We start from the raw sequence: 24,698 nt of genomic DNA, 5'->3' as shown, positions 1-24,698 counted from the left end.
GCGGCGAGGCGCCCGATGTAAATCGAAGCGCTTCGACGGCGAGTATCGACCCCGGACGAACCGTCGTCAAGCAGGTGCTCCTCGACCTGGGACCGCGCGCCTCCCGGCGACCGCCCCGACGGTCGAACCGATTCGCCCGCGCGCACTACGCTCTCCGACCATGGCCGAGCTACGCGCGACGACGCACGTCCTCCACACCGACAGCAGCGCCACCCGGTGGGTCGAGGCCTACCCCGTCGGCAACGGGCGCCGGGGGGTGATGTGCACGGGCCGCGCCGGTGTGGAGCACCTGTGGCTCAACGACCTCACCGCCTGGTCCGGCTCGCCGCACCCCGACCCGCTGGCCGGGGCGCGAGCCCGTGGCCCCGAGCACCTCGCCCGGGTCCGTGCCGCCGTCGAGGCGGGCGACGTGCGCGGGGCCGAGGCCCTGCTCGCCGAGATGCAGACCCCGTGGGCGCAGGCCTACCTCCCGCTCGCCGAGATCGACGTCGCCGTCGAGCCCGCCGGCCCGGCGAGCGGGCCCGCGCCGCACCCCCACGGCATCGAGCGGCGCGAGCTGGACCTGCGCACGGCCGTCGCCACGCACGCGTGGGAGCACCCCGTGGCCGGGCGCGTCGTGCAGGAGACCTGGGCCGACTCCCGCGGCGGCGCGGTGGTGCACACCGTGCGCGCCGAGCGCCCGGTCCGCCTCGTCGTGCGCGTCGAGAGCCTGCTGCGGGCGTCGGCCCGCCCGCCCGTCGACCTGTCGCGAGCCGACGGTCCGGCCGGCCCTGCGGGCGCCGCCGTGCTGGTGCGGACGCTCGACCTGCCCGTCGACGTCCCGCCGTCACACCATCCCGAGGGCGAGCTGCGGTACGACGCCGCGCTCGGCCGCACCGGCACCGTCGCCGTGGCCGCGCCCGCCGACCGCGACGCCGCCGTCGGCGACGGCACGCTGCGCACCGGCGTCGCACGCACGCACGTCCTGCTGGTCGCCACCGCCACGACCGACCCGCCCGGGGACGCCGGCGCCGCGGCGCCGGCCGACCGGATCGCGGCACAGCTCACGACCGGCGGGGACCCCGGCGGCGCAGGTCAGGGCGACGACGCCTCCGTCGAGGGCGCGGACGCGCTCCGCGAGCGCCTGCGCGCCGCGCACGTCGCGGAGCACGCGCGGCACTACGGCCGCGTGGACCTGGCGCTGCCGTCCCCGGCGGGCGCGGCCGACCTGCCCACCGACCGCCGTGTGCTGGCCGCCGCCGAGCGCCCCGACCCGGGCCTCGCGGCGCTCACGTTCCATCTCGGCCGCTACCTGCTGCTGTCGTCCTCCCGGGCGGGCGGCCTGCCGCTCACCCTGCAGGGCCTGTGGAACCCGTGGCTGCCGGGCCCGTGGAGCAGCGGCTACACGCTGAACATCAACCTGCAGATGGCGTACTGGGCGGCCGGCACGACCGGGCTCGCCGAGAGCCAGGAACCGCTGCTGCGCTACGTCCGCGGCCTCGCCAACGGGCCGGGCGCCGTCGTCGCCCGCGACCTGTACGGCGCCGCCGGGTGGGTGGCGCACCACAACTCGGACGCGTGGGGCCACGCGGCGCCCGTCGGCAACGGCCGCGGCGAGGCGAAGTGGTCCGCGTGGGCGCACGGCGGCACGTGGCTGGCCCAGCACCTCCTGGAGCACCACCGGTTCACGGGCGACGACGCCGCGCTGCGGGCCGCGTGGCCCGCGCTGCGCGGGGCGGGCGAGTTCGCGCTGGCCTGGGTGCAGACGGCGGGCGGCTCCCCGTCCGGCGCCGGGCGGGACGGAGACCGGTTGCACGCCTGGACCAGCCCGTCGACCTCACCGGAGAACCAGTTCGTCGCCCCCGACGGCGAGCCCGCCGCGGTCACGACCAGCGCCGCGATGGACGTGGCGCTGGTGCGCGCCCTGGCGGCAGGCTGCCGCGAGGCCGCCGGCGGGCTCGGGCTCGACGACGCCGACGAGCCGTGGCTCCCCCGCCTCGAGGCCGTCGCCGCCGCGCTGCCGGGCCCGGCGACCGGGTCGCGCGGTGAGCTGCTGGAGTGGGGCGAGGAGGTCCCCGAGGCAGAGCCCGAGCACCGGCACCTGTCGCACCTCGTGGGGCTCTACCCCCTCGGAGACCTGGACCCGACGACCACCCCGGACCTGGCGCGGGCCGCCGCCCGCAGCCTCGAGCTGCGCGGCCGCGAGTCCACGGGCTGGTCCCTCGCCTGGCGGATCTCACTGTGGGCGCGGCTCGGCGAGGGCGGCCGGGCCCACGACCAGGTGCTGCTGTCGCTGCGCCCCGCCGACGGCCCCGACCAGCGGCACCCGGCCGGGCAGCGCGGCGGGCTGTACCCGAACCTGTTCAGCGCGCACCCGCCGTTCCAGATCGACGGCAACCTCGGCCTCACCGCGGGCGTCGCGGAGATGCTGCTGCAGTCGCACCGGCGGGACGGCGGCGCCGTGCGCCTCGACCTCCTGCCCGCGCTGCCCCCGGCATGGCCCGACGGCGAGGTCACCGGGCTGCGGGCCCGCGGCGGGGCCGAGGTCGACCTCGCGTGGCGCGACGGCGCGCTGACCCGCGCCCGGCTGCGGGCGCCCGACGACCGGGCCCTGGATGTCGTGGTGGGCCACGGCGGCGTGGCCGCAGCGGGAACCCCGGTCTCGGTCGCGGCGGGCGCTACCGTGATCCTCGACGTGCCCGGTGACCTCCCGGTCGTGGGCGCCGCCGTCCCTCACGCACCCAGGAGATAGCCGTGGCCACCATCGAGGACGTCGCCAAGGCGGCGGGAGTCTCGGCGTCGACCGTCTCCTACGTGCTCTCCGGCAAGCGGTCCATCTCCGCGCCCACGCGCCGGCGCGTCGAGCAGGCGATCGCGACGCTGGGCTACCGCCCGCACGCCGGGGCACGGGCCCTCGCGTCGGCGCGCACCGAGGTCATCGGGCTCATGATCCCGCTGCGCTCCGGCATCGACGTGCCCGTGATCATGCAGTTCGCGGGCGGCGTCGTCACCCGGGCGCGGGAGCACGCGCACGACGTCCTGCTGCTCACCCAGGACGACCTCGAGGGTCTGGAGCGCGCCACGAACGGGTCGATGGTCGACGCCCTCGTCGTCATGGACGTGGAGGCCGACGACGCGCGCATCCCGATCCTCACCCGGTCGAGGCAGCCGTCGGTGCTGGTGGGGCTGCCGCGCGACGCCTCGGGGCTGTCGTGCGTGGACCTGGACTTCGAGTCCGCCGGGCGGCTCGCCGCGCGCCACCTGGCCGAGCTGGGGCACCGCACCGTCGCGATGCTCGGCGCCCCGCCGGAGGTCGTGGACCGGCACACGTCGTACGTGGACCGCGTGATGCGCGGCTTCGCGGAGGCCGCACCGGAGCAGGGCCTGGACGCGCGGGTCGTCGCGTGCCCGGGCGCGCCCGCCGAGGTCGCCCGCGTCGTCGACGAGCTCCTCGCCGACGCCCCCGGCACCAGCGGGCTCTTCGTGCACAACGAGCGCGCACTTCCCCACGTCCTGTCCCGGCTGCGCGAGTCCGGCCGAGCCGTGCCCGAGGACGTGTCGGTGATCGCGCTGTGCCCCGAGGACGTCGCGCTCGCGCAGGCGATGCCGATGACCGCCATCGACCTGCCCGCGTCGACCATCGGGAGCCTCGCCGTGGACATCGTCATGGGTCGGCTCGACGACGGCCGGCCTGCCGAGACCCGGCTGCTCGCGCCCGTGCTGACCACCCGCGGGAGCACCGCTCGACGGTAGGACCGCGGCTCCGCGACGGCGCGGGGGCGCGTCATCGGTTCCGACGGCGCGGCGGATCGCCTGCTGGAGAGCAGCGCTGCGGAGGGCCGCGCTCAGCCGAGCGGCACGTCGACGCCGCCGCGCAGCACGCGCCGCACGCGCAGGTCGCCGTCGGTGACGACGACGTCCGCGCGCCGGCCCACGACGAGGCCGCCGACGTCGGTGAGGCCCAGCACGCGCGCCGGCACCCAGGACGCGGAGCGCACGGCGTCGACGAGCGGGACGCCCGCCGCGACGGTGTCGCGCACGACGTCGACCAGGTGCGCCGTGCCGCCCGCGATCGCGCCGCCGTCGGGGTCGCCCGGATCGGCGAGGCGGGCGACGCCGTCGCGCACGGTCACCGCCATCGGCCCCAGCTCGTAGGAGCCGTCGGCCATGCCGGCGGCCGCCATCGCGTCCGTGACGAGCGCGACCTGGTCGGCCCCGACCGTCTCCACGACCGTCCGCACGGTCGCCGGCGCCAGGTGGACGCCGTCGGCGATCAGCTCCACGACGAGCTCGCCGCGGGCGGCGGCCGCGAGGCACGCGGCGATCGGCCCCGGCGCGCGGTGGTGCAGGGGGCGCATCCCGTTGAACAGGTGGGTGGCGGTCATCTCGCGTGCAGGGGCCTCGCCCGCCTCGGCAGCGGCGGCGAGGGCCGCGGCCACCTGCGCGAGGAGCTCCTCCGCCTGCTCCGTGGTGGCGTCGGTGTGCCCGAGGGACGGCACGACGCCCGCGGCCACGAGCGCGTCGGCCGCGCCGTCGGCCCCGACCACGCCGTCGACCTCGGGGGCCACGGTCATGGTGCGCAGGTGCCCGCGCGACGCCTCGACGAGGTCGCGCACGAGGCGGACGTCGCCCGGGACGAGGTCGTCCGGGCTCTGCGCGCCCCGCCGCTCGTGCGACAGGAACGGCCCCTCGGCGTGGATCCCCGCGATCTCGCCCGCGTCGGCGAGGCCGGCGAGCAGGCCCGCCCGGGCCAGCAGGGTCTCGCGGTCGGCCGTGACGAGGGAGGCGAGCATCGTCGTGGTGCCGTGCCGGCGGTGCTCGAGCACCGCGACCAGCGCGTCGTCGGCGGTCGTCGCGTCGGGGAAGCCGACGCCGCCCCCGCCGTGGTTGTGCAGGTCCACGAGACCGGGCAGCAGCACGGTGCCGGGCTCGGGGGCGAGGGCCGCGGCCACCGCGGCGGCGACCTCCGCGTCGGCGTGCTCGGCCGCCACGACGGGCCCCACCCAGCGCACGAGGCCGTCCGCGACGACGACCGCGCCGTCCTCGACGTCGTCCTGCGGCGTCACGACGCGACCGCGCAGCGCGACCGGCGCGCCGAAGTCGGAGAGGGGGGCCGTGGGGGTGGCAGCGCTCATGGGCCCATCCTGCCGCAGGGCTGGTGGATTGCGAAACCTTCCTGACAAACTCCGGAAGGTCTCAGAAGAGGCGCGAGTCCACGTCGTCCACGCCGCGCATCGCGTCGTAGTCCAGCACCAGGCACTCGATCCCCCGGTCCGTCGCGAGCACGCGCGCCTGCGGCTTGATCTCCTGCGCGGCGAAGACGCCGCGCACCGGGGCGAGCAGCGGGTCGCGGTTGAGGAGCTCGAGGTAGCGGGTCAGCTGCTCGACGCCGTCGATGTCGCCGCGGCGCTTGAGCTCGACCGCCACGGTCGCGCCGGCGGCGTCGCGGGCCAGGATGTCGACCGGTCCGATCGCCGTCATGTACTCACGGCGCACGAGGGAGTGGCCCGCGCCGAGGAGGTGGATCTGCGCGGCCAGCAGCTCCTGCAGGTGCGCCTCCACGCCGTCCTTCACGAGGCCGGGGTCGACGCCGAGGTCGTGGGCGGAGTCGTGCTCCACCTCGTGCAGCTCGATCTCCAGGCGGTCGTCGGACTTCTGGTGCTGCACCGTCCAGACCTGGGTGACGCCGCGCCCCCGCGCCTCGTCGTCGGGCTCGCCGACCGCCGTCGAGCACGGCGGGCTCATCCAGTTGAGCGGCTTGTAGGAGCCGCCGTCGGAGTGCAGCAGCACGCTGCCGTCCGCCTTGACGACGAGGAGCCGCGAGGCCAGCGGCAGGTGGGCGGTGAGCCGGCCGGTGTACCGGGCCGAGCAGCGGGCGACGACGAGACGCACGGTCCCCCTCTTCGTTCGTGGCGGGTGCTGTGGCGGTGCTCTACAGGACCAGGTCGCGGCGCCCCGGGGGCGCGGACTCGAGCCACGACGCGAGCCCGGCGTACGCGCCGGAGGACATCAGCAGCTCGAAGTCGGTGCCGTCGTAGCGGCAGCGCACCAGCACCTGGTCGGGCTGCCCGGCCTGGTCGAGCGGGGCGCGGCCGGTGATCGAGAGCCCGTCGCGGCGCCAGACGCGCGCCGGGCGCGGCGCGAGCGACCACCCGCGCCACCAGTCGATACGGCCCACGGCGTAGTGGGCGATCCCCACCATCCACGCGGCCTGCGGGTCGTCCGCGGGGCGTGCGTGGCAGGGGAAGGAGCCGACCCTCCGGGAGAGGGTCCGCAGGCGGGAGGCGCCGGCGGCGAGCACCAGTCCGAGCGCGACGACGAGAGCCACCGCGGACCAGACTGCGTACGCCACCGGCACCTGCCTCAGCGCAGCGCCGGCTCGCGGCCGGACAGCTCCGAGACCTCGTCGACGACGATCGTCACGAGGTTGCCGTCGACGGAGACGAAGCCGCCGGTGACGTGCGCCTCGACCGCGGTCCCGTGGGCCGTCGACACCTTGACCGTGCCCGGGCGCAGCACCGCGAGGAGCGGGGCGTGGCCGGCGAGGATGCCGACCTGGCCGTCGACGGACGGGGCGCTGACCTCGCGCGCCGCGCCGGACCAGACCTTGCGGTCGGACGCGACGAGGTCCACGTTCAGCTCTGCCATCTCCATGTCCTCTTTCCGATCGTGCGGGTTCGTCAGGCGGTCGCGTCGCCGCGCCGGGAGGCGGTGCCTCCCGGCGCGGCGACGCGGCGGGACGAGACCGTCAGGCCCCGTACTCCTTCTGGATCCGGGCCCAGTTCTCCTCGAGCATCTCGAGGCCGCCGATGTTGTAGAACGCCTGCTCGGCGATGTGGTCGAACTCGCCCTCGGCGATCTTCTTGAACGCCTCGATGGTCTCGCTCAGCGGCACGGTGGAACCCTCCACGCCGGTGAACTTCTTCGCCATGTAGGTGTTCTGGGAGAGGAACTGCTGGATGCGGCGCGCACGCGCGACGACCGTCTTGTCCTCCTCCGAGAGCTCGTCCACACCGAGGATCGCGATGATGTCCTGCAGCTCCTTGTTGCGCTGCAGGATCGACTTGACCTGGGTGGCGACGTCGTAGTGCTCCTGGCCCACGTAGCGCGGGTCGAGGATGCGGGACGTCGAGGTCAGCGGGTCGATCGCCGGGTACAGACCCTTCGACGCGATCTCGCGGGAGAGCTCGGTCGTCGCGTCCAGGTGGGCGAACGTGGTCGCCGGCGCCGGGTCGGTGTAGTCGTCCGCCGGCACGTAGATCGCCTGCAGCGAGGTGATCGAGTGACCGCGCGTCGAGGTGATGCGCTCCTGCAGGAGGCCCATCTCGTCGGCCAGGTTGGGCTGGTAGCCCACCGCGGACGGCATGCGGCCCAGCAGGGTCGACACCTCGGAGCCGGCCTGCGTGAACCGGAAGATGTTGTCGATGAAGAGCAGCACGTCCTGCTTGCGCACGTCGCGGAAGTACTCCGCCATCGTCAGCGCGGACAGGGCGACGCGCAGACGCGTGCCCGGCGGCTCGTCCATCTGGCCGAAGACCAGGGCCGTCTTGTCGAAGACGCCGGCCTCCTCCATCTCGGCGATGAGGTCGTTGCCCTCACGGGTGCGCTCACCGACGCCGGCGAACACGGACACACCGCCGTGGTCCTGCGCGACGCGCTGGATCATCTCCTGGATGAGGACCGTCTTGCCGACGCCCGCACCACCGAAGAGGCCGATCTTGCCACCCTGCACGTACGGGGTGAGAAGGTCGATCGACTTGATGCCGGTCTCGAACATCTCGGTCTTCGACTCGAGCTGGTCGAAGGCCGGGGGCTTGCGGTGGATCGGCCAGCGCTCGGTGACCTCGAGCTTCTCACCCTCGGCGAGGTTGAGGACGTCGCCGGTCACGTTGAAGACCTTGCCCTTGGTGATGTCGCCGACCGGCACGCTGATGGGCGCGCCCGTGTCGGTGACGGCGGAGCCGCGCACGAGGCCGTCGGTCGGCTTCAGCGCGATGGCGCGGACCAGGCCGTCGCCGAGGTGCTGGGCGACCTCGAGCATGAGGGCGAAGGACTTCTCCCCCTCGCCCTGCGACGACAGGTCGATGTCGACCGTCAGGGCGTTGTAGATGTCGGGGATCGCGTCCTCGGGGAACTCGATGTCGACGACGGGGCCGATCACGCGCGCGACACGGCCCACGCCGGGTCCGCTCTGGTGCTCGACCGGGGCTTCCACGGTGGTGGCGGTCATTGCTTGCCTCGCTTCGAAAGGAACGTTGCGGATGTCAGTACGGTCGTCAGAGCCGGCTGGGCTGCTGCCATGGCCGGCGTCATGACGCCGCGAGGGCGTCGGCACCCGAGACGATCTCGCTGATCTCCTGGGTGATGTCCGCCTGGCGGGCCTGGTTCGCCAGGCGCGTGTAGGTGCGGATCAGGTCCTCGGCGTTGTCCGTCGCCGTGTGCATCGCCCGCTGGCGCGCGGCCAGCTCCGACGCCGCGGCGTCGAGCATGAAGCTGAAGATGCGGCTGCGGACGTAGCGCGGCAGGAGGGCGTCGAGGACGCTCTCCGGCGACGGCTCGAAGTCGTACAGCGGGAACGTCTCGTGCTCGCCGGGTGCGGCGACGCCCTCGACGACCTCGAGCGGGAGCATCCGCACGACGCGCGGCCGCTGCGTGACCATGTTGACGAACTGCGTGTACACGACGTGCAGCTCACCGACGCCGCCCTCGTCCGCCGGGGCGAGGAACGCCCCGAGCAGGGTCTCGGCGATCTCGCCGGCGACGTCCGAGTCCGGGCTGTCCGAGCCGTACGACCACTGCCCCGCGAGCTGGCGCCCGCGGTAGCCGTAGTACGAGACGGCGCGCCGGCCGGTCGCGTAGAGCTCGACCTGCTTGCCCTCGCCCTGCAGCTGGGCGATCAGGCGCTCCGCCTCCCGGATGATCGACGCCGAGTAGGCGCCGGCCATGCCGCGGTCGGAGGCGATCACGAGGACCGCGACGCGGTCCGTGTCGTGCCGCTCGCTCGTCAGGGGGTGCTTGGTCGACGTGTGCGTCGCCACGGCCGACACAGCGCGGGTGATGGCACGCTCGTACGGCGACGCCGCGGCGGTGCGCGCCCGCGCCTTGCCGATGCGGGAGGCCGCGATCAGCTCCTGCGCGCGGAACATCTTCTTCAGCGACTGCGTCGACTTGATCCGCTGCTTGTAGATGCGCTGGGCTCCACCGGCCATGCTCAGGCCTTCTTCTGCACGACGAGCTGCTCCTGCTCGACGTCCGCGGAGTCGCCCTCGTCGTCGCCACCGACGAGCGGGGTGCCGTCGGCCTTGAGGAAGCCGTTGCGCACGTCCTCGACGGCCGCGGCCAGCGCGTCCTCGGTGTCCTGCTCCAGCTTGCCGGTCTCGGCGATCGTGGAGAGCACCGAGGTGTGGCGACGCAGGTGGTCGAGCATCTCGGACTCGAACCGCTTGACGTCCTCGACGGGGACGTCGTCGAGCTTGCCCTTGGTGCCGGCCCACACGGACGCGACCTGGTCCTCGACCGGGTACGGCGTGTACTGGGGCTGCTTGAGCAGCTCCATGAGCACCGCACCGCGGGCCAGCTGGCCGCGCGACGCCGCGTCGAGGTCGGACGCGAACATCGCGAAGGCCTCGAGCGAGCGGAACTGCGCCAGCTCGAGCTTCAGCGTGCCGGAGACCTTCTTCATCGCCTTGATCTGCGCGTCACCACCGACTCGGGAGACGGAGATGCCGACGTCGACCGCCGGGCGCTGGTCGGCGTTGAAGAGGTCCGACTGCAGGAAGATCTGGCCGTCGGTGATGGAGATGACGTTGGTCGGGATGTACGCCGAGACGTCGTTCGCCTTGGTCTCGATGATCGGCAGGCCGGTCATCGAGCCCGCGCCCAGGTCGTCCGAGAGCTTGGCGCAGCGCTCGAGCAGACGGGAGTGCAGGTAGAAGACGTCGCCGGGGTACGCCTCGCGGCCCGGCGGGCGGCGCAGCAGCAGCGACACGGCGCGGTAGGCCTCGGCCTGCTTCGACAGGTCGTCGAAGATGACCAGCACGTGCTTGCCCTGGTACATCCAGTGCTGGCCGATGGCCGAGCCGGTGTAGGGGGCGATGTACTTGAAGCCCGCCGGGTCGGACGCCGGGGCGGCGACGATCGTCGTGTACTCGAGCGCGCCGGCCTCCTCGAGGGCGCCGCGCACGGAGGCGATCGTCGAGCCCTTCTGGCCGACGGCGACGTAGATGCAGCGGACCTGCTTGCTCGGGTCGCCCGACTCCCAGTTGGCCTTCTGGTTGATGATCGTGTCGATCGCGATCGCGGTCTTGCCGGTCTGCCGGTCGCCGATGATCAGCTGACGCTGACCGCGACCGATCGGGATCATCGAGTCGATCGCCTTCATGCCGGTCTGCAGCGGCTCGTGCACCGACTTGCGCTGCATGACGCCGGGCGCCTGGAGCTCGAGGGCGCGGCGGCCCTCGCTCTCGATGTCGCCCAGGCCGTCGATCGGGTTGCCCAGCGGGTCGACGACGCGGCCGAGGTAGCCCTCGCCCACGGGGACGGACAGGACCTCGCCGGTGCGGCGGACCTCCTGCCCCTCCTCGATGCCCGTGAACTCGCCGAGGACGACGACGCCGATCTCCCGGACGTCCAGGTTCAGGGCGAGGCCGAGCGTGCCGTCCTCGAACCGCAGCAGCTCGTTCGCCATCGCGCCGGGGAGACCCTCGACGTAGGCGATGCCGTCGGCGGCGACGGTGACGCGGCCGACCTCCTCGCTGACCGCGCCCTCGGGCTCGTACGACTTCACGAAGCTGTCCAGAGCGGCGCGGATCTCCTCCGGCCGGATCGTCAGCTCAGCCATTGCTCTCTCCTGTCGTGGCCGCGTATCGCGCGGCCTCACGTTCTGCGTAGCCGACCGGGGCCGGCGCTGGGCCTAGGGGTTCAGCCGGCCAGCCGGCGACGGGCGTCGGCCAGGCGGGACAGCACGGTGGAGTCGACGACGTCGGCGCCGACCTGGATGCGCAGGCCGCCGATGACGGCGGCGTCGACCGTGACGTTGAGCTGCACGGCGCGCCCGTAGGCACGCTCGAGCAGCCCGGCGAGCCGGTCCTGCTGGGGCTGGCTGAGCACGCTGCCGCTCGTGACCGTGGCCACGAGCCGGCGACGACGCTCGGCGGCGATCTCCCCGTACCACAGCAGCGTCGCCACGAAGCGGCGGCCGCGCAGGGCGGTCGTGGCGCGGCGGGCGAGCACGAGCGTCACGTCGTCCACCTTGCCCGTGAGCAGGGAGTCGACGAGCTGCGCGCGGCGCCCGGGTTCCGTCGTGGAGTCCGAGAGCACCTGGCGCGCCTCACGCTGCCCGACGAGCGCCCGGGTCAGCCGGAACAGCTCGTCCTCGACCGTCTCGAGGGTGCCCCGCGCCTCGGCGGACGCCAGCACGGCGTCGAGCCCGAGACGCTCGACGGCGTCCGCGAGGTCCCGGTCGCCGGACCAGCGCGACCGCGCCAGCCCCGTGACGAGGTCCACGACGCGCTCGTCGAAGCCCCCGGCCAGCACGCGGCCGGCCAGGGCCGCACGGTCCTCCGGGTCGCGCGACGGGTCGGCGAGCGACCGGCGCAGCGGCCCGGAGGAGTCCAGGGCGGCGACGACGGCGAACAGCTGCTCGCCGAGCGCCTTCGCGTCGGACCCGGCGGACCGCAGGACCGGCTCGAACCGCTCCTGCGCCGCCGCGAGGGATGCTCCGCTGGTGCCCCGCATCAGCCCTCCTTGCCGACCGAGTTGCCGACCGGCGCCGCCGTGCGCGACTCGTCGCCCGCGGCCTCGAGCTCGTCGAGGAAGCGGTCGACCACGCGCGACTGGCGCGCGGAGTCCTGCAGCGACTCGCCGACGATCTTGGACGCCAGCTCGGTGGCCAGCTCGCCGACCTCGGCGCGCAGCGAGACAGCCGCCGTCTGGCGCTCCGCCTCGATCTGGCGGTGGGCGGTCTCGACGATGCGCGAGGCCTCCTCGTGCGCCTTGGTGCGGAGCTCCGCGACGATGGCGGTGCCCTCGGCGCGCGCCTCCTCGCGGGTCTTCGCGGCGTCGGCACGGGCCTCGGCGAGCTGCTGGTGGTACTCCTTCAGCGCCTCCGCGGCCTCTTCCTGGGCCTTCTCCGCCTTGGCGATGCCGCCCTCGATCTTCGCGGTGCGCTCGTCCAGCACGGCCTGGAACTTGGGCAGGACGTACCGGTAGAACACGAACCCGACGATGATCACGATGATCAGCGACCACACGATGTCGTACGTGTGCGGCAGCAGGATGTTCTGCTCGGTCCCCTCGGCGGCGAGGACCGCCGGCGTGGAGGTGTTCAGGGAAGAGGTCATCATCACGGAACGATGAAGCCGGCCACCAGGCCGAGGAGCGCGAGCACCTCGACGAAGGCGATACCGATGAACATCGTGGTACGGAGCTGGCCGGAGACCTCGGGCTGGCGAGCCATGCCCTCGATCGTCTTGCCGATGAGGATGCCGAGGCCGATGCCCGGGCCGACCGCCGCGAGGCCGTAACCGACGGTGCCGATGTTTCCGGTGACCTCGGCGAGGGTGGTGACGTCCACTGGGTTTCCTTCCGTTGGGCGCCGGACCACGGTGGCCCGGCGTCGCTTTCTGGGTGCAGTTGGTAGGACGGGTCCGGCTAGGCCGGGAACCGCGAGACGGTCAGTGCTCCGCCTCGACGGACATGTTGAGGTACACGGCGGTGAGGATCGCGAAGACGTACGCCTGCAGGGCGGCCACGAAGACCTCGAAGAAGAAGAACGCCGCGCCGGCCACGAACGTGCCCGCGCCGAACAGCTTCATCGCGCCGGCCGAGTCGAAGAGGAAGAACGACGTGGCCGCGAAGCAGATCGCGAGCATGAGGTGCCCGGCGACCATGTTCGCCAGGAGCCGGATGACGAGCGTCGCGGGGCGCAGGACGAAGACCTGCAGCGCCTCGATCGGCACGAGCAGCACGTAGAGCGGCTTCGGCACACCCGGCGGGAAGAGAGAGTTCTTGAGGTAGCCACCCAGACCGTGCGCCTTGACCCCCGCGGAGAGATACATGACGTACGTCCACGCGGCGAGCACGATCGGCAGGCCGATCACGGAGGTGCCCGCGATGTTGAGGAACGGGATCACCGCGGCGATGTTCATCACGAGGACCGTGCAGAAGATCGTCGCGAGCAGCTTGAAGTACTTGCGGCCGTTCTCCTGGCCCAGCACCTCGATGGCGATCGAGTTGCGCACGAAGTCGAGGATCATCTCGACCGCGTTCTGGAACCGGCCGGGCACCAGGCGGGCGCGCCGGGCTGCGAGGCAGAACACCACCAGCAGGACGGTGGCCATGATGACGCGGACCAGCATGATCCGGTTGAACTCGAAGGGAGTGCCCTCGAAGAAGATGGCCGGCGGGAAGAAGTCCGCGATCGTCGGCGCGTGGAACTCGCCGTCACCTTCGGCGGCAAGCAGCAGGGGGATCGCTGGCGTAGACAGGGGGTTCTCCCGGAGGTCGTACGGTCCGGGCGCTCCACTCCTGGGAGGGCACGCCATCGGACCTGGCCGTCATGGATTCGCGGACAGCCTACCGGATGTTCACAGGTGCTCCGACATCGCGGAGCAGTTTTTCCGGCCAGATCTCGCGGCTTGTGAAGAAGCGCACGATGTTGCCCCCGGCGACGAATGGTCGCCCGGCGCAAGCACCCTGGTCAAAGGCTCGGTCGGACGGCGCGATCAGGGCTGCACGTAGGGCACGCGGCCGCTGTTCACCGCGCGGTAGTCGAGCAGCGCGGACCCGATCGCCCCGACGGCGAGCACGGCGATCAGCACCCACGGCGCGTAGAACGTGGCGCCCTGGAGCAGCGCCAGCACCACGATGAGCACGACGATCTTGGCCACCCAGGCGCCCATGACGAACGCGGCCATGCGCGCGGGGCTCGACCCGACGGTGCGCATCATCGACCAGATCGTCGTGGCGCAGAAGAAGGCCGCGATCGCGGCGCCCACCAGGGCGCCCCACAACCCGGGCAGGCCGGCGACCAGCAGGCCGATGCCGCCGCCCAGCACCACCAGGGCGCCGACCAGCAGCATCGTGTCCCGCAGCGCGGTCCGCAGCACCCGCCGCTCGGCGTCGGTGGCGTGCTCGTCCGCGGCGGCAGGGTCGGGCGTCGGGCCGGGAGCGTCGGGCGTCGTCATCGGGGGCGTCCTTCGTGCGTCGTCAGGGTGGGCGCGGCCGGGCCGGCCGGCGGCGGGGTCGGGGAACGGTGCGGCGCGGGCGCCGGGTGCGCCGCCACGACCGCCGGGTGGCTGCCGGTGGCGACGTCGTCGTCCAGGAAACGGCCGCGGGTGCGCAGCGGGCCGAGGGTGAGGAGCAGCGCCACCACCACGGCGACGCCGAGGCCGGCAAGAACGGCCTTCCAGTCCCAGAGCACGAGGGCGGCGACGCCGAAGGAGAAGACGGCGGCCCACACGTAGAGGATCAGCACCGCGCGCCGGTGGGAGTGGCCGAGCGCCAGCATCCGGTGGTGCAGGTGCATGCGGTCGGGATGGAACGGCGACTTGCCCGCCGCGAGGCGACGGATCACGGCCATCACCATGTCGAGGAGCGGCAGCAGCACCACCGCGACCGGCAGCAGCAGCGGGATGAACAGGGGCACGCGCTGCGCGCCGGAGAGCGTCGCCCCCATCGAGACCGGGTCGACGTTCCCCGTGATCGTGATGGCCGAGCCGGCGAAGACCAGGCCGAGCACCATCGAGCCCGAGTCGCCCATGAAGATGTGCGACGGGAAGAAGTTGTGCGGCAGGAACCCGAGACACGCGCCGACCAGCACGGCCATCATGAGCGTCGCGAGGTTGGCGTAGTTCTCCGGCGTCGCCTGCTGGGTCAGCCCGTAGGTGTACAGCAGGAAGGCGGAGCCGCCGATCGCGATCAGGCCCGCGGCCAGCCCGTCCAGGCCGTCGACGAAGTTCACCGCGTTCATCGCCACGACGACCACCAGGATCGTCAGGAACAGCGAGATCCTCGACGAGGTGATGAACAGCCAGTCCGGGGTGGGCAGCGACGTGAGCTGGACCTGCTGGAGGGCCATGAACCCCGCCGCGAGCACCTGCCCGGCGAGCTTGGTCATCCAGTCCAGGTCCCACACGTCGTCGGCCCAGCCGAGCAGGCAGACGATGACGGCGCCGCCCACGATGCCCCACGCCTGCGGGCCGGTCTCGAAGACGCCCGCGAGGAACGGCATCTGCGAGGCCAGCACCACCGCGACGACGATCCCGAGGAGCATCGCGAGGCCGCCCAGCCGGGGCGTCGGCTGCACGTGCACGTCGCGCGCCCGCACCGCGGTGATCGCGTTCGTGCGGCGCGCGACCCACCGCGCGCCCGGCGTGGCGAGGTAGGTGACCGCCGCCGAGACGAGCAGCAGGAGCAGATAGGCCCTCACCCGGCGGACTCCTCCGCGGGGGCGGAGCTCTGCTCCTCGGTCCGGGCGGGCGTGCTCTCGTCGGCAGGCTCGGTCGACGCGTCAGCGGTCTCGGCAGTGGTCTCGGTGGCGGGCTCCTCGACCGGCTCGTCGACGCCCCGCACGGGCGCGACGTCGTTCAGCGCCTCGAGCGTGATCGCGCCCTGGCGCACCACGCGCAGCTGCTCTCCGGTGGCGTCGACGATGGTCGAGGCGACCCCGCCGGGCGCGTCCCCGCCGTCGAGGTAGACGGTCACCGCGTCCCCGAGCTGCGCCTGCGCGTCGGCGACCTCGAGGGCCGCCGGGTTGCCGGTGGCGTTGGCGCTCGACACCGCGAGCGGGCCCGTGCGCCGCAGCAGCGCCAGCGCGGCCGGGTGGTCGGGCATGCGGAGCGCGACGGTGCCGTGCGTCTCCCCCAGGTCCCACTGCAGCGAGGGCTGCGCCTGCAGGATGATCGTGAGCCCGCCCGGCCAGAACGCCTCGGCCAGCTTGCGCGCGTCGTCGGGGACCTCGGTGGCGAGCCCGTCGAGGGTGCGGACGTCCGGGATGAGGACGGGCGGGGGCATCTGGCGCCCGCGGCCCTTGGCCGCGAGCAGGGCCGCGACGGCCTCCGCGTCGAAGGCGTCGGCGCCGATCCCGTAGACGGTGTCGGTCGGCAGCACCAGCAGGCCGCCGCGCGAGACCGTGTTCACCGCCTCGTCGATCGCAGGGCCCCAGGTGTTCGGGTCGGTGACGTCGTGCACGCTGCTCACGGGCTCAGTCTGTCACGGTTCGGCCGGCCCCCGGCCGGCCGTCCGGGTCGGTGGCCAGGTGCTCGCGCGTACCGCCGCAGCGGCGCGCCACCACCATCCGCGGCCGGCCGGTGAGGTCCTCGCGCGTGCTCGCGGGGCCGAACCCGGTCGTGCCCGCCACCATCGCGCGCGCCGCGGCAGCCTGCACCTCCGCGTGCTCCATGACGTACAGACCGCCGGGCCGCAGCAGCCGCGCCGCGGCGGCGGTCACTCCGCGGGGCACCTCCAGCCCGTCGTCGCCCAGGCCGTAGAGCGCCACGGCCGGGTCGTGGTCGGCCACCTCGGGGTCGCGCGGCACGGCGCCCGGCGGCACGTACGGCGGGTTGGAGACGACGACGTCGACGGCGCCGTCCAGCTCGCGCAGCGCGGTGCGCGCGTCGCCGCGCAGCAGGCGGACGACGGCGTCCGCCGCCCCGTCCCCCGTCGCCGCGGCGACGTTCCGGGCGGCCCACCCGTGGGCCGCGGCGTCGAGCTCGACGGCGTGCACGCGGGCGCCCGGCACCTCGGTCGCGACGGCCAGCGCGATGGCTCCCGACCCGGTGCACAGGTCGACCACGACCGCCGTGCCCTCGCGGGCCACCACGCGCACCGCCTCGTCGATCGCGACCTGCGCGACCTCCTCGGTCTCGGGCCGCGGGACGAAGACGCCCGGCCCGACGGCGAGCTCCAGGTGCCGGAAGGCGGCCACGCCGGTGAGGTGCTGCAGCGGCTCCCGGTCCGCGCGGCGCTCGACGTCGGCGGCGAACCGGTCGGCCGCGCCGTCCGGCATCACGCGGTCCAGCACGGCGAGGCGCCGCGCCTCCGACCGGTCGACGCCGAGGGCGTGCGCGAGCAGGGTCTCCGCGTCGACGCGCGGGCTGGGCACGCCGGCTGCTCCGAGCCGCGACGTCGCCCAGCGCACGGCCCCGCCGACGGTCGCGGGCACGGCGGGAACCGCGGGCGTCGCGTCAGTCACCGGCGCTGCCCGCGGCCGCGAGCCGCGCCGCCTCGTCGGCCTCGACCGCCGAGCGCACCACCGGGTCGAGGTCCCCCGCGAGCACGTGGTCGAGGTTGTACGCCTTGTACCCGGTGCGGTGGTCCGCGATGCGGTTCTCCGGGAAGTTGTAGGTGCGGATCCGCTCGCTGCGGTCCACGGTGCGCACCTGGGAGCGCCGGACGTCGGCGGCGGCCGCGGCGGCCGCCTCCTGCTGCGCCGCGAGCAGCCGGGCGCGCAGCACGCGCATCGCCTGCTCCTTGTTCTGCAGCTGCGACTTCTCGTTCTGCATCGACACGACGATCCCCGTGGGGACGTGCGTGATGCGGACGGCCGAGTCCGTCGTGTTCACGGACTGGCCGCCCGGGCCCGACGACCGGTAGACGTCGATGCGCAGGTCGTTCGGGTCGATCTCCACCTCGCCCGGATCGTCCACCTCGGGCAGCACCAGCACGCCGGCCGCCGACGTGTGGATGCGTCCCTGCGACTCCGTGACCGGCACGCGCTGCACGCGATGCACGCCGCCCTCGTACTTCAGGCTCGCCCACACGCCCTCGGCGGGGTCGGAGACGCTCCGCGCCTTGACCGCGACCTGGACGTCCTTGTAGCCGCCCAGCTCGGTCTCGGTGGCGTCGAGCACCTGGGTGGCCCAGCCGCGGCGCTCGGCGTAGCGCAGGTACATGCGCAGGAGGTCGCCGGCGAAGAGGGCCGACTCGTCGCCGCCCTCCCCCGCCTTGATCTCGAGGATGACGTCGCGCGCGTCGTCGGGGTCCCGCGGCACCAGCACACGCCGCAGCCGCTCGGACGCGTCGTCCGCCGCGGCGCGCAGGGCCGGCAGCTCGGCCGCGAAGGCCTCGTCCTCGGCGGCGAGCTCGGCGGCCGCCTCCGCGTCGTCGCGGGCCTGCTCCCACGCGCGGTACGCCGCGGCGACCTGGTTCAGCTCGGCGTAGCGGCGGCCGAGAGAGCGGGCGCGCCCCGCGTCCGCGTGCACGGCCGGGTCGGCCAGCGCGCTCTCGATCTCCGCGTGCTCGTCGAGCAGCGGCCGCGCGGCGGCGAACGAGTCGGTCATGGGTACTCCCGGTCCGGGCGCGAGGCGGCGTCGGGCCCGGCGCGGACCACCTCACCGGGACACGCACTGCCTCGGCGGGTGGCGACACTCCCTCGGCAAAGCAGAAGCGCCGGTGGTCCGTCGTCCGACTGCCCCTGGAGAGGTTGTCGGGCGGACCACCGGCGCTAGCCACCCCACGAACGTGCTCGCTTCGCTCCGCGCGTTCGCAGGGACCCCGACAGGGGTCAGGCAGCTACTTCTTCTTGCCGTAGCGCGCCTGGAAGCGGGCGACGCGGCCACCGGTGTCGAGGATCTTCTGCTTGCCCGTGTAGAACGGGTGGCAGGCGCTGCAGACCTCGACGCTGATCTTGCCGGAGGTCGCGGTGCTGTGGGTCGTGAACGTGTTGCCGCAGGTGCAGGTCACCTCGGTGACGACGTACTCGGGGTGGATTCCGGACTTCATGATGCTCCTTGGTGTGATGCCACCGGGTCGCCCCGCAGGACAGCGGGCCGTGAACCGGATGGCCGACGAACCATTGTGCCAGAACGCGGACGCGCCCCGGACATCCCCGGTGCGCCGGGCCCCGCGGGCCCGGCGCACCGGGACGATCAGATCGTCTCGCCCGGGTTCTCGTCCGAGAGCCCGGCCGGCGTCGTCTTCTGCACGTGCAGCAGGAACTCGACGTTGGTCTTGGTCTTCTTGAGCTGGCCGAGCAGCAGCTCGATCGCCTGCTGCTGGTCGAGCGCCCCCATGACGCGGCGCAGCTTGTAGACGATGCCCAGCTCGTCCTTCGACATGAGGATCTCCTCGCGCCGGGTGCCGGACGCGTTGACGTCCACCGCCGGGAAGATCCGCTTGTCCGCGAGGTTGCGGGAGAGGCGCAGCTCCATGTTGCCCGTGCCCTTGAACTCCTCGAAGATCACCTCGTCCATCTTCGAGCCCGTCTCCACGAGCGCCGAGGCGAGGATGGTCAGCGAGCCGCCGTTCTCGATGTTGCGCGCCGCGCCGAAGAACTTCTTCGGCGGGTAGAGCGCCGCGGCGTCGACACCACCGGACAGGATGCGGCCCGACGCCGGCGCCGCGAGGTTGTAGGCGCGCGACAGGCGGGTGAGCGAGTCGAGCAGCACGACGACGTCCTGGCCCAGCTCGACCAGGCGCTTGGCCCGCTCGATGGCGAGCTCCGCGACGATCGTGTGGTCCGACGCGGGGCGGTCGAACGTCGAGGCGATGACCTCGCCCTTGACCGTCCGCTCCATGTCGGTGACCTCTTCGGGCCGCTCGTCCACGAGCACCACCATGAGGTGGACCTCGGGGTTGTTCGCGGTGATCGCGTTGGCGATCTGCTGCATGATGATCGTCTTGCCGGCCTTGGGCGGCGCGACGATGAGGCCGCGCTGGCCCTTGCCGATCGGGGCGACGATGTCGATCACGCGCGGCGTGAGGCGGGTGGCCTCCGGGTTCTCCAGCCGCAGCCGCTCCTGCGGGTACAGCGGCGTCAGCTTGGTGAACTCGGGACGCTGGCGCGCCTCCTCCGGCGTCATGCCGTTGACGGAGTCCAGCCGCACGAGCGCGTTGAACTTGCTGCGGACGTTCTTGCCCGCCGGCGGCTCCTCGCCCTCGCGGGGCTGGCGGATGGCACCGACGATCGCGTCGCCGCGGCGCATGCCGGACTTCTTCACCTGGTTGAGGGAGACGTAGACGTCGCCCGCCCCGGGCAGGTAGCCGCTCGTGCGCACGAAGGCGTAGTTGTCGAGGATGTCGAGCACGCCGGCGACGGGCAGCAGCACGTCGTCCTCGCGCACCTCGACGTCGTCCAGGCCGGCGACGTCCGGGCCGCCCGCACGCCCGCCGCGGTTGCGCTTGCGGTCCCGGCCGCGGTCGCGACCCCGGCGACGGCGCGAACCGCGCTCGTCGTCGTCGTCCCGCCGCGGGCGCTCGTCGCGCTGGCCGCCCTGGGCGCCCGAGCGCTGCTGCTGGCCGGAGCCGTCGTTGCCGCGCCCCTGACCCGAGCGCTGGCCGTCACCCTCGCCCTGTCCCTGCCCCTGTCCGGCGTTCTGGCCGTTGCCGTTCTGCCCGTTGCCGGACCGGCGGCCGCCGCGCTCGCGCGGGGCCGCGACGGCCTCCGCGAGCTGGGCGAGGCGCGCCTCGCGGTCGGCGTCGTTCTGCTGGCCGCGCTGCTCGCTGCCGCGCTGCTCGTCCCGGGAGGGCTGCTGCTCGGCGGGCGCCTCCGCCGCGCGCCGCTGCGGCGCCGCGTCGCCCTCGGCCGAGCCGGCCGAGCGGGTGGCCCGGCGCGAGCGGCGCGGGGCCTCGGCCCCGTCGGCGCGCGGGGAGCGGGCGCCGCCCGAGGCCTGCCCGGAGCTCTGCTCGGCCGGCGACTGGGCCGGGGCGTCGCTGCGGACCGTCGGCGCCACGGCGGTCGCCGCGGCGACCGGGGCACCGGCGGTGCGCGCGCCCTGGCCGCGGGCGGCCCGGATCGCGTCCTGCAGGTCGCTCTTGCGCATCCGGGACGTGCCCTTGACGCCCATGCCGGAGGCCAGCGCCTGGAGCTCGGCCAGACGCATCGAGCTCAGGTTCCCGGATGCGGCGGCGCCGTTCCGGCTGTCGGTGGTGTTCGTCACGAAGGACCCTTCCCCCTCGTATGCGGCCCGCAGATCTCGGGGCCGGGGTGGTTGCCGTCCGGCGCGGGGAGCGCCGAGACGCGTGGAACCTCGCATCAGTGGTACGACGACGTCGGCTGGCGGGGTTGGTGTTTCACCCTCTCGCGGGACTGGCGCGGCGGTCCTGCACCGCATCGCGACCACCGAGGCACCTGGCTCTGACCGGGCACGCTGGCGCGCCGTGCGGTGGAGAGGGGGTGCCCTCGCGGTCGATCCCGAAGGCTCACCGCATCATATCACCTCACACCCGGCCCCAGGCCGACGCGCCGGCCGCCACGCGGCGCGCCACCGCGCCGTCGTGGTCCACCCCCGGCCGCAGCGCGCGCCAGCCCGCCACGTCGTCGACGAGGTCGGCCAGCACGGCGTCGAGCCGGCCCGTGCCGTCGCCCGCGGTGAGCACGAGGACCGTGGGACCGGCGCCGGAGATCGTGGCCGCCAGCCCCTCGGCGCGCAGGGCCCGCAGCAGCTCGGCCGAGCCCGCCATCACGCTCGCGCGGTAGTCCTGGTGCAGCCGGTCCTCGGTGGCGTCGAGCAGCAGCTCCGGGCGCCGCGCCAGCGCCTCGACGAGCAGCCCCGCGCGCCCGGCGGTGAACGCCGCGTCGCCGTGCGGCACCTCCGCCGGGAGCACGCCCCGGGCGCGGCTCGTGGCCAGGCGGGCGTCGGGCACCAGGACGGTGGCCTCGATGCGGTCGTCGACGTCCAGGTCCACGGCGCGGGGGCCGTCGCCCGACCGCCACGCCAGCGTCGCGCCACCCCGGATCGCGGGAGCCGCGTTGTCCGGGTGGCCCTCGAACTCCGTCGCGATCCGCAGCACCGCGGCCGCGTCCAGGACGTGGGGGTCGGCGAGGAGCGCACGCGCCGCGACGATGCCCGACACGACGGCCGCCGACGACGAGCCCAGCCCCCGCGCGTGCGGGATCCGGTTGACGCACCGCAGCCGCAGGCCGGTCCGGGGCGCCCCGGCGAGCTCGAGCGTGTGACGCAGGGCGCGCACGACGAGGTGGTCGTCGCCGAGCGGCACCTCCCCCGCCCCCTGCCCCTCGACCTCGATGACGACGTCGTCGCTCGCGAGGAGCTCGACCTCCAGGTCGTCGTACAGCGCGAGGGCCAGGCCCATCGCGTCGAACCCCGGGCCCAGGTTGGCGCTGGTCGCGGGAACACGGACCAGCACGTGGTCGGCGCCGAGCTGCATGCGCGTCTCCCTCTCGGGGCTCGGTCGGAACGGTGTCGGGCGGGAGGGGCTCAGCCGAGGCCGAGCGCGTCGGCGATGGAGACGACGTCGGCGCTCACGCGCGTCGGGGTCACCTCGCCGCCGTCCGGCGTGCGCAGCGCCCACTGCGGGTCCTTGAGCCCGTGGCCGGTGACCGTCACGACGACCCGGGCCCCGGCGGGGACCAGGCCGCGCTCGGCGCGAGCGAGCAGGCCCGCGACGCCGGACGCGGACGCCGGCTCGACGAACACGCCGACCTCGGCGGACAGGACGCGGTGCGCGGCGAGGATCTGCTCGTCGGTGACCGACTCGATCACGCCGCCGGACGTGTCGCGGGCGGCCTCCGCCTGCTCCCACGACGCGGGGTTGCCGATGCGGATCGCGGTGGCGATCGTCTCCGGCTGGTCGACGGGGTGCCCCAGGACGATCGGCGCGGCGCCGGCGGCCTGGAAGCCCCACATCTGCGGCGTGTGGGTCGCGACCGCGCCGTGCGCGGCGCCGTCGTCCAGGCCCGCGTACTCGCGGTAGCCCTTCCAGTACGCGGTGATGTTGCCCGCGTTGCCGACCGGGAGGCAGTGGATGTCCGGGGCGTCGCCCAGGGCGTCGACGACCTCGAACGCCGCCGTCTTCTGACCCTCGATGCGGTCCGGGTTGACGGAGTTCACCAGCTCGACCGGGTACACCTCGGCGAGCTTGCGCGCCGCGATCAGGCAGTCGTCGAAGTTGCCGTCCACCTGCAGCAGGCGGGCGCCGTGCGCGATCGCCTGGCTGAGCTTGCCCATCGCGATCTTGCCGTCCGGCACGAGCACGGCGCAGGTCATGCCGGCTCGGGTCGCGTACGCGGCCGCCGAGGCGGACGTGTTGCCGGTCGAGGCGCACACGACGGCCTTCGCGCCGCGGCCCGCGGCCGCGGAGATCGCCGTCGTCATGCCGCGGTCCTTGAACGACCCGGTCGGGTTCATGCCCTCGACCTTGACGTAGACGTCGGCGCCGGTGCGGTCCGACAGCGCGGGGGCGGCCACGAGCGGGGTGCCGCCCTCGCCGAGCGTCACGATCCGCTCCGCCACGTGGGCGGGCAGCCGGTCGGCGTACTCGGTGATGACACCGCGCCACTGGTGGGCAGGCTGGGGCGTCGACATGTCAGGCTCCCTCGACTCGCAGGACGGACGTGATCTCGCGCACCGGCTCGAGGCCGCGCACGGCCGCGACCGTCGCGGCGAGCGACGCCTCGCGGGCGGAGTGCGTGGTGAGCAGCAGCGCGGCGGTGCCCTCGGCGACGTCGACGGCGTACGGCTCGTCGGGCGCCTGGCGGACGGTGTCGATCGACACGCCGTGGTCGGCGAGCACCTGCGCCACCTGCGCCAGGACGCCGGGGCGGTCCGCCACGACGAGGCGGACCTGGTAGCGCGTGACGGCGGCGTCGTGCGGCAGCACCGGCAGCGACGCGTACGCGGACTCGCGCGGCCCGCGCCCGCCGACCATCCGGTCGCGCGCGGCCGACACGAGGTCGCCGAGCACGGCGGACGACGTCGGGCGGCCGCCCGCGCCCTGCCCGTAGAACATGAGCGGCCCGGCGTCGTCGGCCTCGACGAAGACCGCGTTGAACGCGCCCCGCACCGCGGCGAGCGGGTGCGTGGCCGGCACGAGCGCGGGGTGCACCCGCACGGACACGCCCTCGGCGGTCTGCTCCGCGATCGCCAGCAGCTTCACGACGTGCCCGGTCTGCTGCGCGGCGGCGACGTCGGCGGCGGTCACGCGGGTGATGCCCTCGCAGGCGACCTGCGCCAGCGAGACCCGGGTGTGGAACGCGAGCGACGCGAGGATCGCGGCCTTCGCCGCGGCGTCGTGCCCCTCGACGTCCGCCGTGGGGTCGGCCTCCGCGTACCCGAGGGTCTGCGCCTCCTTGAGGGCCTCCTCGAGGTCCAGCCCGTGCGTCGTCATCTGGTCGAGCACGTAGTTGGTGGTGCCGTTGACGATGCCGAGCACGCGGCGCACCTGGTCGCCGGCGAGCGACTCGCGCACGGGGCGGACGATCGGGATCGCGCCGGCCACGGCGGCCTCGAACGACAGGTCGACGCCCGCGGCGTCGGCGGCCTCGAAGAGCTCCGGGCCGTGCGCGGCGAGGAGCGCCTTGTTCGCCGTGACGACGCTCGCGCCGCCGGCGATCGCGCGGTGGATGAGCCCGCGCGCCGGCTCGATGCCGCCCATGAGCTCGATGACGAGGTCGGCCCGGTCGACGAGCGCCTCGGCGTCCTCGGTGAGCAGGTCGGCGGGGACGACCGTCCCGACGCCGCCGCGCGGACGGCTCGCGTCGCGCACGGCGATGCCCACCAGCTCGAGGCGTGCCCCGGCCCGGGCGGCGAGGTCGTCGGCGTGCTGGATCAGCGTCTGCGCGACCTGGGAGCCGACGACCCCGCAGCCGAGCAGCGCGACGCGCAGCACCGTGGGGGTCGGGTCGGCCGCCTGGCGGGGACGGGCCGCGGGGACGGCCCCAGTCAGGGGCCCGGACGAGGGGGCTGCAGGCACGGGAGAACCTTCGGAACGGGATGCCGGGACGGGGTCAGGATAGCCGCGGCGCGTCGGCCGCCGGG

Annotated in this window: 23 protein-coding genes; 2 read left to right on the top strand and 21 right to left on the bottom strand. The window is 74.2% G+C overall.

Annotated features, from left to right (window positions below; all coding sequences use genetic code 11):
* Positions 1-160: 160 nt before the first annotated feature.
* A complete protein-coding gene (locus ACH443_RS17950; protein ID WP_430591071.1) occupies positions 161-2,731 on the top strand; it encodes a glycosyl hydrolase family 95 catalytic domain-containing protein in 2,571 nt (856 codons plus the stop codon).
* Between the two features lie 2 nt (positions 2,732-2,733).
* Entirely contained in the window at positions 2,734-3,732 is a 999-nt protein-coding gene (locus tag ACH443_RS17945; RefSeq protein WP_429766996.1) for a LacI family DNA-binding transcriptional regulator, read from the top strand.
* Positions 3,733-3,824: 92 nt separating this feature from the next.
* Here ACH443_RS17945 and ACH443_RS17940 read toward each other — a convergent pair whose 3' ends face one another.
* The 21 genes from ACH443_RS17940 to ACH443_RS17840 form a co-directional block, all read right to left on the bottom strand.
* Positions 3,825-5,114 (bottom strand): N-acetylglucosamine-6-phosphate deacetylase, encoded by a 1,290-nt coding sequence (locus ACH443_RS17940; protein WP_430591070.1) that lies wholly within the window; start codon positions 5,112-5,114, stop codon positions 3,825-3,827.
* A 61-nt stretch (positions 5,115-5,175) separates the two neighbouring features.
* Entirely contained in the window at positions 5,176-5,871 is a 696-nt protein-coding gene (gene nucS / locus ACH443_RS17935; RefSeq protein ID WP_429767000.1) for an endonuclease NucS, read from the bottom strand.
* Between the two features lie 40 nt (positions 5,872-5,911).
* Entirely contained in the window at positions 5,912-6,331 is a 420-nt protein-coding gene (locus tag ACH443_RS17930) for a DUF2550 domain-containing protein (RefSeq protein WP_430556974.1), read from the bottom strand.
* A gap of 11 nt (positions 6,332-6,342) precedes the next feature.
* The gene (locus ACH443_RS17925; RefSeq protein WP_380327012.1) at positions 6,343-6,627 is read right to left on the bottom strand and encodes a F0F1 ATP synthase subunit epsilon; all 285 of its coding nucleotides are present in this window, start codon (positions 6,625-6,627) and stop codon (positions 6,343-6,345) included.
* A gap of 100 nt (positions 6,628-6,727) precedes the next feature.
* The gene (atpD, locus tag ACH443_RS17920; RefSeq protein WP_429767003.1) at positions 6,728-8,209 is read right to left on the bottom strand and encodes a F0F1 ATP synthase subunit beta; all 1,482 of its coding nucleotides are present in this window, start codon (positions 8,207-8,209) and stop codon (positions 6,728-6,730) included.
* A 79-nt stretch (positions 8,210-8,288) separates the two neighbouring features.
* Positions 8,289-9,188, bottom strand: a complete 900-nt coding sequence (locus ACH443_RS17915) for a F0F1 ATP synthase subunit gamma (protein WP_429767005.1) — start codon at positions 9,186-9,188, stop codon at positions 8,289-8,291.
* 2 nt (positions 9,189-9,190) lie between these two features.
* Positions 9,191-10,819, bottom strand: a complete 1,629-nt coding sequence (gene atpA, locus ACH443_RS17910; protein WP_429767007.1) for a F0F1 ATP synthase subunit alpha — start codon at positions 10,817-10,819, stop codon at positions 9,191-9,193.
* An 80-nt stretch (positions 10,820-10,899) separates the two neighbouring features.
* A complete protein-coding gene (locus ACH443_RS17905; protein ID WP_429767009.1) occupies positions 10,900-11,715 on the bottom strand; it encodes a F0F1 ATP synthase subunit delta in 816 nt (271 codons plus the stop codon).
* The gene (locus ACH443_RS17900; RefSeq protein WP_429767010.1) at positions 11,715-12,320 is read right to left on the bottom strand and encodes a F0F1 ATP synthase subunit B; all 606 of its coding nucleotides are present in this window, start codon (positions 12,318-12,320) and stop codon (positions 11,715-11,717) included. Before ACH443_RS17900 ends, ACH443_RS17905 begins: the two co-directional genes overlap by 1 nt.
* A gap of 2 nt (positions 12,321-12,322) precedes the next feature.
* Entirely contained in the window at positions 12,323-12,553 is a 231-nt protein-coding gene (locus ACH443_RS17895; RefSeq protein ID WP_079569652.1) for an ATP synthase F0 subunit C, read from the bottom strand.
* Between the two features lie 100 nt (positions 12,554-12,653).
* Positions 12,654-13,337: a F0F1 ATP synthase subunit A gene (atpB, locus tag ACH443_RS17890; protein WP_429767011.1), complete on the bottom strand. Its 684-nt coding sequence runs from the start codon at positions 13,335-13,337 to the stop codon at positions 12,654-12,656.
* Positions 13,338-13,703: 366 nt separating this feature from the next.
* The gene (locus ACH443_RS17885; protein ID WP_429767013.1) at positions 13,704-14,165 is read right to left on the bottom strand and encodes a hypothetical protein; all 462 of its coding nucleotides are present in this window, start codon (positions 14,163-14,165) and stop codon (positions 13,704-13,706) included.
* Entirely contained in the window at positions 14,162-15,409 is a 1,248-nt protein-coding gene (locus ACH443_RS17880; RefSeq protein WP_429767014.1) for a glycosyltransferase family 4 protein, read from the bottom strand. Before ACH443_RS17880 ends, ACH443_RS17885 begins: the two co-directional genes overlap by 4 nt.
* On the bottom strand, positions 15,406-16,170 hold the full coding sequence (locus ACH443_RS17875) for an L-threonylcarbamoyladenylate synthase (protein WP_429767128.1): 765 nt from the start codon (positions 16,168-16,170) through the stop codon (positions 15,406-15,408). Before ACH443_RS17875 ends, ACH443_RS17880 begins: the two co-directional genes overlap by 4 nt.
* Positions 16,171-16,183: 13 nt before the next feature.
* Entirely contained in the window at positions 16,184-17,143 is a 960-nt protein-coding gene (gene prmC, locus ACH443_RS17870; RefSeq protein ID WP_430556970.1) for a peptide chain release factor N(5)-glutamine methyltransferase, read from the bottom strand.
* Between the two features lie 22 nt (positions 17,144-17,165).
* Positions 17,166-18,260, bottom strand: a complete 1,095-nt coding sequence (gene prfA / locus ACH443_RS17865; protein ID WP_430591069.1) for a peptide chain release factor 1 — start codon at positions 18,258-18,260, stop codon at positions 17,166-17,168.
* Positions 18,261-18,492: 232 nt separating this feature from the next.
* Positions 18,493-18,702, bottom strand: coding sequence for a 50S ribosomal protein L31 (rpmE, locus tag ACH443_RS17860; protein ID WP_429767019.1), 210 nt, complete (start codon positions 18,700-18,702; stop codon positions 18,493-18,495).
* A 146-nt stretch (positions 18,703-18,848) separates the two neighbouring features.
* Entirely contained in the window at positions 18,849-20,858 is a 2,010-nt protein-coding gene (rho, locus tag ACH443_RS17855; RefSeq protein ID WP_430591068.1) for a transcription termination factor Rho, read from the bottom strand.
* Between the two features lie 280 nt (positions 20,859-21,138).
* Positions 21,139-22,089 (bottom strand): homoserine kinase, encoded by a 951-nt coding sequence (gene thrB / locus ACH443_RS17850; RefSeq protein WP_429767023.1) that lies wholly within the window; start codon positions 22,087-22,089, stop codon positions 21,139-21,141.
* A 50-nt stretch (positions 22,090-22,139) separates the two neighbouring features.
* The gene (gene thrC / locus ACH443_RS17845; protein ID WP_430591067.1) at positions 22,140-23,246 is read right to left on the bottom strand and encodes a threonine synthase; all 1,107 of its coding nucleotides are present in this window, start codon (positions 23,244-23,246) and stop codon (positions 22,140-22,142) included.
* A gap of 1 nt (position 23,247) precedes the next feature.
* Positions 23,248-24,606 carry a homoserine dehydrogenase gene (locus tag ACH443_RS17840; RefSeq protein WP_429767130.1) on the bottom strand — a complete coding sequence of 453 codons (1,359 nt, stop codon included), beginning with the start codon at positions 24,604-24,606 and terminating at the stop codon, positions 23,248-23,250.
* Positions 24,607-24,698: the final 92 nt, after the last annotated feature.

This window comes from Isoptericola sp. NPDC019571, from assembly GCF_044389385.1.
Taxonomy (GTDB): Bacteria; Actinomycetota; Actinomycetes; order Actinomycetales; family Cellulomonadaceae; genus Isoptericola; species Isoptericola nanjingensis.
The sequence above is the reverse complement of the archived record's forward strand: the minus strand, read 5'-3'. Positions and strand labels throughout refer to the sequence as shown.

Excerpts from the sequence above, each read along its gene's own strand:
- ACH443_RS17950 (WP_430591071.1), top strand. The coding sequence starts at position 161 with ATGGCCGAGCTACGCGCGACGACGCACGTCCTCCACACCGACAGCAGC.
- ACH443_RS17940 (WP_430591070.1), bottom strand. The coding sequence starts at position 5,114 with ATGAGCGCTGCCACCCCCACGGCCCCCCTCTCCGACTTCGGCGCGCCG.
- ACH443_RS17925 (WP_380327012.1), bottom strand. The coding sequence starts at position 6,627 with ATGGCAGAGCTGAACGTGGACCTCGTCGCGTCCGACCGCAAGGTCTGG.
- atpD (WP_429767003.1), bottom strand. The coding sequence starts at position 8,209 with ATGACCGCCACCACCGTGGAAGCCCCGGTCGAGCACCAGAGCGGACCC.
- ACH443_RS17915 (WP_429767005.1), bottom strand. The coding sequence starts at position 9,188 with ATGGCCGGTGGAGCCCAGCGCATCTACAAGCAGCGGATCAAGTCGACG.
- atpA (WP_429767007.1), bottom strand. The coding sequence starts at position 10,819 with ATGGCTGAGCTGACGATCCGGCCGGAGGAGATCCGCGCCGCTCTGGAC.
- ACH443_RS17905 (WP_429767009.1), bottom strand. The coding sequence starts at position 11,715 with ATGCGGGGCACCAGCGGAGCATCCCTCGCGGCGGCGCAGGAGCGGTTC.
- ACH443_RS17900 (WP_429767010.1), bottom strand. The coding sequence starts at position 12,320 with ATGACCTCTTCCCTGAACACCTCCACGCCGGCGGTCCTCGCCGCCGAG.
- atpB (WP_429767011.1), bottom strand. The coding sequence starts at position 13,337 with ATGCTGGTCCGCGTCATCATGGCCACCGTCCTGCTGGTGGTGTTCTGC.
- ACH443_RS17885 (WP_429767013.1), bottom strand. The coding sequence starts at position 14,165 with ATGACGACGCCCGACGCTCCCGGCCCGACGCCCGACCCTGCCGCCGCG.
- prfA (WP_430591069.1), bottom strand. The coding sequence starts at position 18,260 with ATGACCGACTCGTTCGCCGCCGCGCGGCCGCTGCTCGACGAGCACGCG.
- rpmE (WP_429767019.1), bottom strand. The coding sequence starts at position 18,702 with ATGAAGTCCGGAATCCACCCCGAGTACGTCGTCACCGAGGTGACCTGC.
- thrB (WP_429767023.1), bottom strand. The coding sequence starts at position 22,089 with ATGCAGCTCGGCGCCGACCACGTGCTGGTCCGTGTTCCCGCGACCAGC.
- thrC (WP_430591067.1), bottom strand. The coding sequence starts at position 23,246 with ATGTCGACGCCCCAGCCTGCCCACCAGTGGCGCGGTGTCATCACCGAG.